Source organism: Bradyrhizobium jicamae (assembly GCF_018130695.1).
In the GTDB taxonomy this organism is placed as follows: domain Bacteria; phylum Pseudomonadota; class Alphaproteobacteria; order Rhizobiales; family Xanthobacteraceae; genus Bradyrhizobium; species Bradyrhizobium jicamae_B.
In genome coordinates, this window is sequence record NZ_JAFCJX010000010.1 from 16,240 (window position 1) to 28,714 (window position 12,475).

General features: G+C 64.1%; 12 protein-coding genes. 7 read left to right on the top strand and 5 right to left on the bottom strand.

The window, feature by feature from the left end; translation table 11 throughout:
* Window positions 1-31: 31 nt before the first annotated feature.
* Genes JQ604_RS15940 through fabI form a run of 4 tightly spaced genes read left to right on the top strand, consistent with a single transcriptional unit; the run spans window position 32 to window position 5,236 of the window.
* Complete coding sequence (locus tag JQ604_RS15940) at window positions 32-2,242, top strand: DUF3141 domain-containing protein (RefSeq protein WP_212358368.1); 2,211 nt, start codon at window positions 32-34, stop codon at window positions 2,240-2,242.
* A gap of 17 nt (window positions 2,243-2,259) precedes the next feature.
* On the top strand, window positions 2,260-3,228 hold the full coding sequence (locus JQ604_RS15945) for a phosphate acetyltransferase (protein ID WP_212358369.1): 969 nt from the start codon (window positions 2,260-2,262) through the stop codon (window positions 3,226-3,228).
* Between the two features lie 5 nt (window positions 3,229-3,233).
* The gene (locus JQ604_RS15950; RefSeq protein WP_212358370.1) at window positions 3,234-4,448 is read left to right on the top strand and encodes an acetate/propionate family kinase; all 1,215 of its coding nucleotides are present in this window, start codon (window positions 3,234-3,236) and stop codon (window positions 4,446-4,448) included.
* A complete protein-coding gene (gene fabI, locus JQ604_RS15955) occupies window positions 4,445-5,236 on the top strand; it encodes an enoyl-ACP reductase FabI (protein WP_212358371.1) in 792 nt (263 codons plus the stop codon). The genes JQ604_RS15950 and fabI overlap by 4 nt, the downstream gene beginning before the upstream one ends.
* Before the next feature lie 9 nt (window positions 5,237-5,245).
* Here the strand turns inward: fabI and JQ604_RS15960 are convergent, their stop codons facing one another.
* The 5 genes from JQ604_RS15960 to JQ604_RS15980 form a co-directional block, all read right to left on the bottom strand.
* Window positions 5,246-5,704 (bottom strand): MaoC family dehydratase, encoded by a 459-nt coding sequence (locus JQ604_RS15960; RefSeq protein ID WP_212358372.1) that lies wholly within the window; start codon window positions 5,702-5,704, stop codon window positions 5,246-5,248.
* An 18-nt stretch (window positions 5,705-5,722) separates the two neighbouring features.
* Window positions 5,723-6,373: a 3-oxoacid CoA-transferase subunit B gene (locus JQ604_RS15965; protein WP_212358373.1), complete on the bottom strand. Its 651-nt coding sequence runs from the start codon at window positions 6,371-6,373 to the stop codon at window positions 5,723-5,725.
* 3 nt (window positions 6,374-6,376) lie between these two features.
* A complete protein-coding gene (locus tag JQ604_RS15970; protein WP_212358374.1) occupies window positions 6,377-7,024 on the bottom strand; it encodes a CoA transferase subunit A in 648 nt (215 codons plus the stop codon).
* Between the two features lie 107 nt (window positions 7,025-7,131).
* On the bottom strand, window positions 7,132-7,737 hold the full coding sequence (locus tag JQ604_RS15975; protein WP_212358375.1) for a hypothetical protein: 606 nt from the start codon (window positions 7,735-7,737) through the stop codon (window positions 7,132-7,134).
* A complete protein-coding gene (locus tag JQ604_RS15980) occupies window positions 7,734-8,660 on the bottom strand; it encodes an alpha/beta fold hydrolase (protein ID WP_212358638.1) in 927 nt (308 codons plus the stop codon). The genes JQ604_RS15975 and JQ604_RS15980 overlap by 4 nt, the downstream gene beginning before the upstream one ends.
* Window positions 8,661-8,791: 131 nt before the next feature.
* Between JQ604_RS15980 and JQ604_RS15985 the strand changes: the two genes are divergently transcribed.
* From JQ604_RS15985 to JQ604_RS15995, 3 genes are all read left to right on the top strand, one after another.
* Window positions 8,792-11,278 (top strand): alpha/beta hydrolase, encoded by a 2,487-nt coding sequence (locus JQ604_RS15985; RefSeq protein ID WP_212358376.1) that lies wholly within the window; start codon window positions 8,792-8,794, stop codon window positions 11,276-11,278.
* 110 nt (window positions 11,279-11,388) lie between these two features.
* A complete protein-coding gene (locus tag JQ604_RS15990; RefSeq protein ID WP_212358377.1) occupies window positions 11,389-11,589 on the top strand; it encodes a hypothetical protein in 201 nt (66 codons plus the stop codon).
* A gap of 1 nt (window position 11,590) precedes the next feature.
* Window positions 11,591-12,466 carry an alpha/beta fold hydrolase gene (locus JQ604_RS15995; protein WP_212358378.1) on the top strand — a complete coding sequence of 292 codons (876 nt, stop codon included), beginning with the start codon at window positions 11,591-11,593 and terminating at the stop codon, window positions 12,464-12,466.
* Window positions 12,467-12,475: the final 9 nt, after the last annotated feature.

Below are 12,475 nucleotides of genomic sequence, written 5' to 3' on the forward strand. Positions count from 1 at the left end.
AATCAGAGCGCTGGGTGGAGGACCGAAACCGATGTCGCTGGACAATCCGCAACTCCCGGGCGGCCCCCTGTCGGGCGTCGTCGCCAAGGCCGTGGAATACATGGTGGATGCCGGACAGCGCAGCGTGCTGTTCCTGGACATCCTGCGCCAGCGCGGCGACCAGTATCGCGAGCATGTGGCGCAGACGGCACCGCACGTCCTGAGCTATTCTGCCGAGCTCATCATCGACGGCCGCAAGCTGGAACAGCCGGTCAATTACGCGTTGGTGCGCATCATCCCGCCCAAGGGCGTGGAGATCGACCTCAAGCGCCGCCCGTTCGTGATCGTCGACCCGCGGGCGGGTCACGGCCCCGGGATCGGTGGCTTCAAGGCCGACAGCGAGATCGGCGTTGCGATGAAGGCGGGGCATCCCTGCTATTTCATCGGCTTCCTGCCGGAGCCGATGCCCGGCCAAACCATCGAGCGGATCGCGCGCGCCGAGGCGATCTTCATCGAGAAGGTGATCGAGCGGCATCCCGAGGCCGACGGCAAGCCGTGCGTGATCGGTAACTGCCAGGCCGGCTGGGCGATCATGATCCTGGCATCGCTGCGACCCGAACTGTTCGGGCCCGTGATCGTGGCCGGCGCGCCGCTGGCCTATTGGGCGGGCGTGCATGGCAAATATCCGATGCGCTATTCGGGCGGCCTGCTCGGCGGAAGCTGGCTGACGGCGCTTGCCGGCGACCTCGGTGCAGGCAAGTTCGACGGCGCCTGGCTGGTGCAGAACTTCGAGAACCAAAATCCGGCGAACACGCTTTGGACCAAGCAGTACAACGTGTACTCCAAGGTCGACACCGAAGCCGACCGCTATCTGGAATTCGAGCGCTGGTGGGGCGGGCACGTCAACCTCAACGCCGAGGAGATCCAGTTCATCGTCGATGAGCTCTTCATCGGCAACAATCTGGCCGTCGGCCGGGTCAGGATGTCCGACGGAACGGCGGTCGATCTGCGCAACATCCGTTCGCCGATCGTGGTGTTCTGCTCCAAGGGCGACAACATCACGCCGCCGCAGCAGGCGCTGCACTGGATTCTCGACCTCTACGCCGATGTCGACGAGATCAGGGCGCACGGCCAGACCATCGTCTACACCGTGCATGAAACGGTCGGCCATCTCGGCATCTTCGTCTCCGGCGGCGTCGCCAAGAAGGAGCATGCGGAGTTCTCCAGCAACATCGACCTGATCGACGTGCTGCCGCCCGGTCTCTACGAGGCGACATTCGAGGCGAGGGGAACCGAGACGCTCAATGACGAGCTCGCGGTCGGACAATGGGTGATGCGCTGCGAGGCGCGTACGCTGGACGATATCCGCGACATGGGCGGCAATTCGCCGGAGGACGAGCGTCGCTTCGAGACCGCGAAACGCGTCTCGGAGAGGAATCTGGCGGCCTATCAGCAATATCTGCAGCCCTGGATCAAGTCGATGGTGACGCCGCAGATGGCGGAGATGATGCGCAACTGGCATCCGCTACGCCTGCAATACGAGGCATTCAGCAGCAACAATCCATGGATGAAGTCCGTGGAGAACGCGGCCGACAAGGCGCGCGACGCGCGCAAGCCGGTGGCCGAGGACAATCCGTTCCTGGTGTTTCAGGAGCGGATGTCGAAGCAGATCGTCAGTTCGCTCGATCAATGGCGCGACTCCGCGGAGGCGATGAGCGAAGCGATGTTCCTGGCCATCTACGGCTCGCCGGCGCTGCAGGCCGCCGTCGGAGTCGATCCAAAGGCAGACATCTCTCGGCGCCGCGAGATGGATCCGAAGCACCGTGAGCGCCTGCACGCCCGTGTGGCCGAGTTGTCGGCGAAGATCGGCACCGGCGGATTGCGCGAGGCCGGCATCCGCGCCTTGCTCTATGTCGGGTCGGCGCGCGGCATGGTGGACGAGCGCAGCCTCGAGGCGCTGCGGCGGCTCCGCCAGACCGATGAGTCCGCGCGGATGGCGCTCGCCGAATTCAAGATGCTGGTCCGCGAGCAGTTCTTCATGCTGCTGCTCGATCGCGACGCCGCGCTGGCGGCCATTCCAAAGCTGCTGCCAAACGACATGGATGAGCGGCGTCGCGCGTTTGCTGCGATCAAGGAGGTGTTGTCGGCGAGTGCGGACATCTCTGGTGAGGTGGCCAGGCGATTGAAAGAGGTCGCCGTGCTGTTCGGGCTCGACAGCCACGGCAATACGGTCCCTTTCGATCCGAAAGCCCGGGCGTCATAGCAAGTCGGAGCGGAACAATGGATGTCGTGGCAACCGGAACAAATCAACCCGGCGCAAAGTACGATCGCCTGATCAAATCGGCGAAAGGTGTGCCTTCGGTCTCCACCATCGTCGTGCATCCCTGCGACGAGAGCTCGCTGCGCGGTGCGCTCGATTCCGCAGAGGCCGGCATCATCAAGGCGATCCTCGTCGGCCCGGCCGCGCGGATCAGGGATGCAGCCGCCAAGCACGATCTCGATATCTCCGGTTACGAGATCATCGACACGCCGCCGACGGAGGCCGCCGCGGCAGCCAAAGGCGTCCAGCTGATTCATGAAGGCAAGGGCCAGGTCCTGATGAAGGGAAGCCTGCACACCGACGAAATCATGCGCGCCGTGACGGCCAAGGACGGCGGCTTGCGGACAAACCGGCGCGTCAGCCATGTCTTCGTGATGGACGTGCCGGCCTACACCGAGACGGTGTTCGTCACCGATGCCGCCATCAACATCTTTCCGGACCTCGACGCCAAGCGCGACATCATCCAGAACGCCGTCGACCTCTTCAATCAGGCGGGCTTCGGCACCACGCCGCGGGTGGCGATCCTGTCGGCGGTCGAAACCGTGACGTCGAAGATCCCTTCGACAATCGAGGCGGCCGCGCTCTGCAAGATGGCTGACCGCAAGCAGATCACCGGTGCGCTATTGGACGGGCCGCTTGCCTTCGACAATGCCATCGATATCGAAGCCGCGCGGATCAAGGGCATCAGGTCGGAAGTCGCGGGCAAAGCGCAGATCCTGGTCGTGCCCGATCTGGAGTCCGGCAACATGCTGGCCAAGAATCTGGCCTATTTCGCCAAGGCCGACGGCGCCGGCATCGTGCTCGGCGCGCGGGTTCCGGTCGTGCTGACATCGCGGGCCGACTCCGCGCGGTCGCGGATGGCGTCGGCCGCGGTTGCTGCCCTCTATGCCGATGCAAGGCGCCGCAGTGCGCCCATCGCCGCCGCGTGATTGCCATGGATACGATCCTCGTCGTCAATGCCGGCTCGTCCAGCGTCAAGTTCCAGGTCTTCGCCGTGCAAGGCGAGGGGGTGTTGCGTCGCCAATTGAAAGGCCAGATGGACGGGATCGGCAGCCGGCCGCGCTTGCGCGCCAGCGGCCCCAATGGCGAAACGCTCGCCGACCGCGCCTATCCGATCGAGGCGGTCGCCGATGTTCCTGCGGCGATGTCCGTCGCCGGCGGCTGGCTGAGGGACGAGCTCAACATCAACCCGATCGCGGTCGGCCACCGCGTCGTGCATGGCGGGCCGGATCATGCACGCCCGGTGCTGATCGACCCCATGGTCGTGACGCGGCTGGAGCGCTACGCGCCGCTGGCGCCGCTGCACCAGCCGCACAATCTGGCACCGATCAAATCGCTGCTGACCAACTTTCCGAAGCTGCCGCAGGTCGCCTGCTTCGACACCGCATTTCACCGCGAGCATGATCCGTTGGCGGACCACTACGCCATTCCGCATCAGCTCCACGCTGAGGGCATCAGGCGTTACGGCTTCCACGGCCTGTCCTACGAATACGTATCCAAGCGGCTGCCGCAGGTGGCGCCGGAGGTCGCGGTCGGGCGGGTCATCGTGGCCCATCTCGGCAGCGGCGCCTCGATGTGCGCGATGCGCGCAGGCAAGAGCGTCGAGAGCACGATGGGATTTACCGCGCTCGACGGCCTTGCGATGGGCACGCGGCCCGGCCAGATCGATCCGGGCGTTGTCCTCCACCTGATCACCGAGAAGGGGATGTCCGCGTCCAAGGTGCAGGACTTCCTCTACCGCGACTGTGGCCTGAAGGGCCTGTCCGGCGTCAGCAACGACATGCGCGAGCTCGAGACCAGCGCCGACCCGCGTGCGGCGTTTGCGATCGACTATTTCGTCTACCGCATCGGTCTCAACGCCGGCATGCTGGCCGCCGCGCTCGAAGGCCTCGACGGTTTCGTTTTCACCGCCGGGATCGGCGAGAATTCCGTTTCGATCCGCGCCCGCATCGCCGAGCGGCTCGCCTGGCTCGGCATCGTGCTCGATCCGGCTGAGAACGCGCGGCATTCGACCCGGATCTCCCGGCCCGACAGCCGTATTCCCGTCTACGTCGTGCCGACCGATGAAGAGCTGATGATCGCGCAGCATACGCTGACGCTGCTCGTGAACCGGCCATCGCCCAACTCCAAACGCGAGAGAGTGTCATGAACATCCCGGTTTTTCCCGAGACCAAGGTCGCGCTGAAGGGCAAGAAGGGATTGATCGTCGGCATCGCCAACGACCAATCGATCGCCTGGGGCTGTGCCAAGGCGTTTCGGGCGCTCGGCGCCGATCTCGCCGTCACCTATCTGAACGAGAAGGCCAGGAAGCATGTCGAGCCGCTGGCCAAGGCGCTGGAATCGCCGCTCTTCCTGCCGCTCGACGTGATGGTCGAGGGTGAGACCGAGAAGGTGTTCGAGCGGATCGAGAAGGAGTGGGGCCAGCTCGATTTCCTGCTGCATTCGATCGCGTTCTCGCCGAAGGGCGCGCTGCATGGCCGGGTCGTCGATGTCGACCGTGAGGGCTTCCAGAAGACCATGGAGGTGTCCTGCTGGTCGTTCATGCGGATGGCGCATCTGGCCGAACCGCTGATGAAGAACGGCGGCACGATGTTCACGATGACCTATTACGGCAGCCAGATGGTGGTGAAGAACTACAATGTCATGGGCGTGGCGAAGGCAGCGCTCGAGGCTGCGGTGCGCTACATCGCGGCCGAGCTCGGGCCGAAAGGAATCCGCGTTCACGCCATTTCGCCGGGGCCGCTGGCGACGCGTGCGGCGTCGGGCATTCCCGAGTTCGATGAGCTGATGGACAAGGCGCAGTCGCAGGCGCCGACGCGCAGCCTCGTCAGCATCGACGATGTCGGCAAAGCCACGGCGTTTCTCGCGCTCGATGGGGCCAAGCTGATCACGGGCAGCGTGCTCTACATCGATGGCGGCTACCACATCATCGATTGAGCCGCGGTCTCAGCTGTAGTGCAGGCCGATGACCTCGGCGACACAGGCGGGGCGGGTGCCGCCGTCGATCTCGATCACGACACGGTAGTGCACCCGCAGTCCGTTCGGCGGCACGTCTTCCGCCTCCGCGATGCTGACCTTGCCGCGCAGCCTTGAGCCGGCGGGAACCGGCGACAGATAGCGGATCCGGTCGGCGCCGTAGTTGAGCGTGTTCTTCAGGCCCTTCAGGCCCATCACCGAGCGGATGAACATCGGCGTCAGGCTCAGCGACAACAGGCCATGGGCGATGGTCTTGCCGCCGGGCATTTCCGCCTTCGCGCGCTCCTGGTCGACATGGATCCACTGCTCGTCGCAGGTGGCATCGGCGAACTTGTTGATGCGCTCCTGGGTGATCTCGATCCACTCGCTGACGCCAACTTCGGTGCCGACTGCCGCCTTGAGCTCGTCAAATCCGTTGAAGATCTTCATGTCATCGACTCGCTTTCGTCAGAGCGCCATTTCGGGAACCGCGTCGGGAATGACGAGTTCGGCCTCGGTCACCGCCAGCACCTGGGCGACTGTCAGACCCGGTGCCGTTTCCAGAAGGGTCGCCTTGCCGCCGGGGAAAGCGATCACCGCCATGTCAGTCACCACCAGATCGACCGGGCGTGCCGAGGTCAGGGGCAGGTTGCACTTCGTGACGATCTTCGACTTGCCTTTGGCCGCATGCTGCATGGCCACGATCACGCGCTTGGCGCCGCTGACGAGATCCATCGCGCCGCCCATGCCCGGCACCATCTTGCCGGGGATCATCCAGTTGGAGAGGTGGCCGCCGCCATCGACCTGCAACCCGCCGAGCACGGTGATGTCGACATGGCCGCCGCGGATCAGGCCGAACGACATCGCGCTGTCGAAGGTGGCCGCGCCCGGCAGTGCGCTGATCGGCTTGCCGCCGGCATCGGTCAGCAGTGGATGCGCCATGCCCTGTTCGGGAATGGGACCGGTGCCGATCAGGCCGTTCTCCGACTGGAAGAAAACGTTGAGTCCGGCAGGGACGTAATTCGCGACCAGCGTCGGAATGCCGATGCCGAGATTGACGAGATTGCCGGAGCGCAATTCCTTCGCGACGCGCCGGGCGATGATGGTTTGTGCATCCATGGGTCACCCGTTCGCGACGAGATAGTCGACCAGCGGTCCCGGCGTGACGACGTGGTCGGGCGCGATGACGCCGACCGGGACGATGTGTTCGGCGGTGACGATCACCGTGTCGGCCGCCATCGCCATCACCGGATTGAAATTCCGAGCCGTCAGCGCATAAGACAGGTTGCCGGCGTAGTCGGCCAGGAACGCATGCACCAGCGCGAAGTCGGCGCGCAGCGCGGTCTCCAGCAGGTACGGCTTGCCGTCGACCTCGATCTTCTGCTTGCCTTCCTCGACGAGGGTGCCGACGCCGGTCGGTGTCAGGACGCCGCCGAGGCCGCAGCCGCCGGCGCGGATGCGCTCGACGAAGGTGCCCTGGGGGATCAGGTCGACCGTGATCTGCTTGCCCAGCATCTGCTGCTGGGCCTTTGGATTGAGCCCGATATGGGTACCGATCATGCTCGACACCTGCTCACCCTCGAACAGTTTGCCGACACCTTTGCCGGGCGTAGCCGCATCATTGCTGATCAGCGCGAGGTTCGACTTCTTCTGCCGGACCAGTTCGTCGAGCAGGCGTTCCGGCGTGCCGACGCCCATGAAGCCGCCGACCATGATACGCGCGCCGTTGGGGATCATCGCGACAGCTTCTTCGGCGGAAACGGCCTTCATGAGCGGGCTCCGGCAATCGATCGGGCTTGATCAGGCGATTTGATCACGCGACTTGGCGAACTCTGTCGTGCGGCCGGACGGCAATGTTGATCTGGGTCAAGCCTCCGTCATTCGTTGTCCGCGCCGCGTTGGATACCGAGGGTTCCAAGCAGGTCTGCCCACAATGTCCGCACCTGCTCATGCCGGTCATTGACGGCCGCGCTGACGGCATCGCGGAACGGTTTGAGGTTGTCGCCTTTCAGGAAATGGATCTGCGCCTGGATCAGGCGGCTGCTTTCGAATTCGATCCGGCGCAAGGCCACGACGAAGGGATCCTCAGCCGATGCCTCGACGGGGAGGAGAGCGGCCGGCCGGATCGCGCCATGGGCGGCGTGACCGAGGGCTGCGATATCGATGGTGGTCGCCAATCGCTGATCGGCGACGCCGGAGGTCGGTTTTGGCAGCCAGGCTGTTTCCCAGCTCAGTGCCTGATAGGTCAGCATGAGATCCGGCACCCAGGAGGTCGCGCGCATCAGCAGGGAGACGATCTCGATCTCGCGATGAAGCTGTGCGTTCAATTCGGTCTGCCAGCCGGCGTTGAACTGGCGGGGCAGGGCGACGGCGAGCTGCCGGGCCAGCGCGCCGTGAAGCGACGTCAGGAACGACGCGACACGGGTTTGCTGCAGCGGCGGCACGCGGCCGGTGGAATCGAGCGGGCCGAGGAACTGGCTCATGGCGCAGCCCTCGGCACGGGGATGGCGCGCAGATGATCGAAGCCGGCCGGAAACGGCATGATGTCGCCGCCGGGCTCGTCGGGCGCGATCAGGACCGCCCGGTTGCCTCGCCAGCGAACGGCGAGAACGTCTTCGGCGAAACGCGCCAGCAGGTCGGCGGTCAGCGCGGCCTTCTCCAGCGTAAAGGCGTGATAGGCGTTCGGGATGATGACGAGCGCGCTGTCGGCGATCTGCACGCGCAGGGTTTCGTGGAGCGCACGCGGCGTCAGGAAATCGAATTCGCCGTTGAGGATCATCGTCGGCGTCTTGATTTGAGACAATTGCGGCGTCAGCGGCTGGAAGTCGAGGAAGGACTCCATCAGATTTTGCAGCGCATAGACGTCGTTGACCAGCCAGCCTTGCCGCTTCACCGCATCGAGCTTGCCGAGCAGCGGCTTGAGCCATGAGTCGGAGAGGTTCATCGGCAGCAGCAGATCCTGCAGATAGCTGGTGCCGCCCAGGATCAGCCCGGTGCGCAGCGCATTGCCGAGCAGCGCGAGTTGAGGCGACAGTTCGGCGAAGGCGCTCATCGGCACCAGGCCCGACAGCCGGTCGCCATGCGCGATTGCATATCGCAGTGCGATCAGGGCACCAAAGCTGATGCCGCCAAGGAAGATCGGGCCATGTCCGATCTCGTCGATCAAAAGCCTGAGCGACTCGACCTGATCATCCTGGCTGATGAACAATTCCGGCTTGGCCGAGGCGCCCTGGCCGAGCAGATCGAAGGTGGCGACACGGAATCCCCTGGCCGTCAACGCGTCGCGATAGGCCGCCCAGAGCTCCGAATATTGCGTGAGCCCGTTAACGAGCACATAGGCCGGCGCGTCCCGCGGGCCGTCCAGCTCATAACGGATGCGGTGTGAGCCATGCGACAGGAACGGCATTCGCTTCACGTGCTCGATGCTCTCATCGGTGAAGTTGGGATGCAGCGCCGGCGGCTCCCTTGACTTAAGTCAACATCGCCTGCGCGCGGCGAGCGGAAACATTCCCCAAGATCTGGTCAGGGAGGCTTTCCATGAAGCGGCTTTTCATTGGTCTGCTGCTGCTCGTCGTCAGCGCATCGTTCGCGACGGCCCAGCCGTTTACGCGGCGCTCGTCGCAGGAGAAGCATGACGGCCTCAAGAAGTATTACGAGATCGCCGACTTCAAGCTCGGCGGAAAGTATGACCTGGCCAATCCCGAGAAATGGGAGAATGGCGGCGAGGGTGGTGTCACCCTTGAATCGCTCGGCGGCGGCAAGCTGCGCACCGCCTATATCGCGGTCGGCACGCCGCGACGCAACACCGCGGGCGAGATCACCAACGCTGTCGTGATCAACTCCTACTATTCCGGCGACTCCACGGACATGTACGAGCAGTGGGTGAAGGGCGCTGCGCTCTCCGGCACCACGCCGATCATCGGGCCGGGCCGTCCGATCGATACCGACCGCTACTATGTCGTGATGGTCGACCCGCTCGGCACCTGGGGCGCCAGCAAGCCGTCGGATGGGCTTGGGATCAAATTCCCGCAATACAGCTATTTCGACATGGTGCAGGCCAACTACCGCATGCTGCGCGATCATCTGAAGGTCGCGCGGGTCGCCCTCGCGGCCGGCGTCTCGATGGGCGGCACGCAGACTTACGTCTGGGGCGTGATGCATCCGGAATATGTCAGCGCCATCATGCCGATTGGCGGCACGACTCAGTCGGATGCCGGCGATCCCGTCGGCAACTGGACCTTCCAGCTGATGACGGCGGCGATCGAGTCCGATCCGGTCTGGCAGCAGACCAAGGGCGATTACTACAAGCTGCCCAAGGAAAAGCACCCGCTGATGGGCATGGCGTTCGGCTGGTCGGTGCTTGGCCTGACGGGCTACGATTTCGGCTTCCGGACCACGCAGGCTTTCACCGCGGTGCAGCCCGAAATCTTCTATTGGGATCCGCCGAACGAGAAGGCCGGACTGAACGTCATCAACCGCTCCAAACTGTATGACGCCGTCGATCTGGTCTGGCGCAACCGCGTTGGCGAGACCCACAATATCAACAATGATCTCGGCCGCATTCAGTCACGCACGCTGGTGATGCACATCAAGAACGACCTGTGGCTCAACTACAGCCTGGCGGAGAAGGCGGTCGAGAAAGTGCCAGGCGCCGAGCTGATCGCCGAGGAGAGCCCGGTCGCGCATTACGGCGTGTTCTCGATCATCAACGGTCACAAGAACGATCCGAAGTTCGTGTCGTTCATGGATGATGTCGCGAGCCTCGACAAGGCACAGAAGTTCGTCGACAAGAATTTCCGTACGCCGGGCGTGGCGTCCGACATCGACCCGAAGAAGTCGTTCTGGAAGGACTACGTCACCTATCCCTATCCGGTGAAGTACGCCAATGCCAAGGACAAGAGTGGGCTGAGCTGGCAGATCGGCTACATGGATGAGTACAACGGCACCGACAAGGATCCGAAGGTGCTCGTCATCATCCACGGCAAGGGTGCGTTTGCCGGCCACTATGGCAACATCATGCAGTACGCGTTGCGCAGCGGACTGCGCGTGATCGCGCCCGACCTGCCGCACTACGGCATGTCCGGTCCGGGCAATCTCGACAAGACCCCGGCGCGGACCATGCAGGACATGCGCGATGTGGTCTATGACCTCGTCGTCAAGCAGCTCAAGGTCAAGCAGGCGAGCTATCTCGGCCATTCGCTGGGTGGTCAGCTGATCCTCGGCTACGCGCTGTCCTATCCCGACGCGGTGAAGAGCCTGGTCCTCGAAGCGCCGGCGGGCCTCGAGGAATATCCGCGCGAAGTCACGATCGGGCCGGGCAAGACGGCAAAGCTGTTCGACGCCTCGCTCGAACGCAATTTCGAGAAGTGGAAGGAAGTCTGGGGACCAACCCAGGTGCTGGCGAATGAAATCGCACGTCCCGAGCAGAACATCCGCGAGTTCTTCTACTTCAAGAAGCGCGATCCCGTCACCGGCGCGGTCGGGCGCAGCAAGAGCGGCTACTTCATGAATGACAGCGAGTACGCCCGCTTCCACACCGAGCAGCGCGTCGGCCTGACCAAGGGCAATCCGAAAGAGCTCGAGCAATGGGCCAACGTGTACATTCTCGACATCTACGGCATGGTGTCGGAGCTGCAGCAGGATGATCCGAAGAACCTCTATCGGCAGCTGACCGACATCAAGGCGCCGATCTTCCTGGCATTCGGCGACAAGGAGCCCTTCATTCCCGGCACGCCGTTCAACGGGCTGAAGGACCTCGGGCGCGACATCATCACGCCGTTCATGACGCGGATGACGCAGGCCAACAACCGGCCGATCCTGAAGATCTATCCGGATACCGGCCACTTCATCCACACCGACAACCCCGTGCAGTTTCCGGCTGACGTGACCGACTTCGTGGTGACCGGCGATCTCGACACCAGCTCGCCGCTCGCGACCGACCGCCTCTTCAGCGGCGTGGTTTCGACCGTGGGTGTGGCGCCGACGCCTCCCGGACCGAATCCGACGGCGGGATTGAACAAGTAGAGTTGCGTATCAAGGGATGACGCCTGCAGCGGACGAACGACGGTGGTACCGCCGTTCGTCCGCAGCGTCATTTGCGAAGTTGGCGCCTCACCAGCGGGAAGCAGCCGCCCATGCCAGACGATCCTGCAAATGCCATCGAAGCGGCCATTCGTTCGGCATTCGTCGCCTATCCCAAGGAGGGCGATTCAGATTGGCGCGGACCCGACTGGATCATGCCCGAGGAGTGCACGCACTTGACCAAGACGATCATGCGCGAACTGGAAGCGAGAGGTTTCCAGATCGTGAGAGCTCAACATCGACCGGCAGGTTGACATGCCCAGGGTGCGTGCAGGAGACGTCAGCCTTGGCTGGCGGGAGTGGGGAGACGGCGACACCATCGTCGTCTTCATCCACGGCAATCTCGCCAGCAAGGACTGGATCGAGCTCGCTGCGCCCCTGTTTCCGAGCGGGCTGCGGGTCATCGGGATCGATTGGCGCGGCTGTGGGGACAGCGACCGTCCGCCTGCGGCGCTCGGCTATGCCAACTATACGATGCAGCAGCATGCCCAGGACATGCTGGCGGCGCTGGATGCGCTGCAAATCCCGTTCTGCCATCTGGCCACGCATTCCACCGGCGGCATCATCGCGGCGCGCATGCTGCTGATGCAGCCGGAGCGGTTCGGCCGCGTGTTTGCGCTCGATCCGGTGACGCCGCTCGGCCTTGCCTTCAACCAGGAACAGATCGGGCTGTTCCGCGCGATGATGGCGAGCCGCGAGCTGACGCGCACCGTGATGGCGACGGCGGCATCGTCGCTCTTCCTGCCGGAGAGCATGGTGCCGAACGCCGTGCCGCGATTCCGCGATGGACTGGATGCGATCCAGGCCTTGTTCGAGCGCATCCTGGAGCAGACCGCCAGTGTCTCCGAAGGCATCTGGATCGGGACGCCCGTCAACCTGACGCAGGAGCGGGAGAGCCGTGAGCTCGAGCGGCGCATGCCCGAAATCCAGCATCCGCACCTCGTGGTCTGGGGCGAGGGCGACGGCTGGATCGCCCCGGCCGACCTGCGAACCATGGCAGCCGCGATGCCGGACTGCCGGCTCGTGGTCGTGCCGGGCGTCGGCCACTCGATGAACCTGGAGATGCCGCCGCTCTATGCCGGCTATTTCGGCGCGTGGTTTGGTGGCCTCGGGACCGCGTTGCGGGCGTGAGCCGTTGCA

What these genes read in the sequence shown, in the direction of transcription:
- JQ604_RS15985 (WP_212358376.1), top strand. Translation starts at nt 8,792, where the DNA reads ATGAAGCGGCTTTTCATTGGTCTGCTGCTGCTCGTCGTCAGCGCATCG.
- JQ604_RS15970 (WP_212358374.1), bottom strand. Translation starts at nt 7,024, where the DNA reads ATGAAGGCCGTTTCCGCCGAAGAAGCTGTCGCGATGATCCCCAACGGC.
- fabI (WP_212358371.1), top strand. Translation starts at nt 4,445, where the DNA reads ATGAACATCCCGGTTTTTCCCGAGACCAAGGTCGCGCTGAAGGGCAAG.
- JQ604_RS15995 (WP_212358378.1), top strand. Translation starts at nt 11,591, where the DNA reads ATGCCCAGGGTGCGTGCAGGAGACGTCAGCCTTGGCTGGCGGGAGTGG.
- JQ604_RS15940 (WP_212358368.1), top strand. Translation starts at nt 32, where the DNA reads ATGTCGCTGGACAATCCGCAACTCCCGGGCGGCCCCCTGTCGGGCGTC.
- JQ604_RS15980 (WP_212358638.1), bottom strand. Translation starts at nt 8,660, where the DNA reads ATGCCGTTCCTGTCGCATGGCTCACACCGCATCCGTTATGAGCTGGAC.
- JQ604_RS15965 (WP_212358373.1), bottom strand. Translation starts at nt 6,373, where the DNA reads ATGGATGCACAAACCATCATCGCCCGGCGCGTCGCGAAGGAATTGCGC.
- JQ604_RS15990 (WP_212358377.1), top strand. Translation starts at nt 11,389, where the DNA reads ATGCCAGACGATCCTGCAAATGCCATCGAAGCGGCCATTCGTTCGGCA.
- JQ604_RS15945 (WP_212358369.1), top strand. Translation starts at nt 2,260, where the DNA reads ATGGATGTCGTGGCAACCGGAACAAATCAACCCGGCGCAAAGTACGAT.
- JQ604_RS15975 (WP_212358375.1), bottom strand. Translation starts at nt 7,737, where the DNA reads ATGAGCCAGTTCCTCGGCCCGCTCGATTCCACCGGCCGCGTGCCGCCG.
- JQ604_RS15950 (WP_212358370.1), top strand. Translation starts at nt 3,234, where the DNA reads ATGGATACGATCCTCGTCGTCAATGCCGGCTCGTCCAGCGTCAAGTTC.
- JQ604_RS15960 (WP_212358372.1), bottom strand. Translation starts at nt 5,704, where the DNA reads ATGAAGATCTTCAACGGATTTGACGAGCTCAAGGCGGCAGTCGGCACC.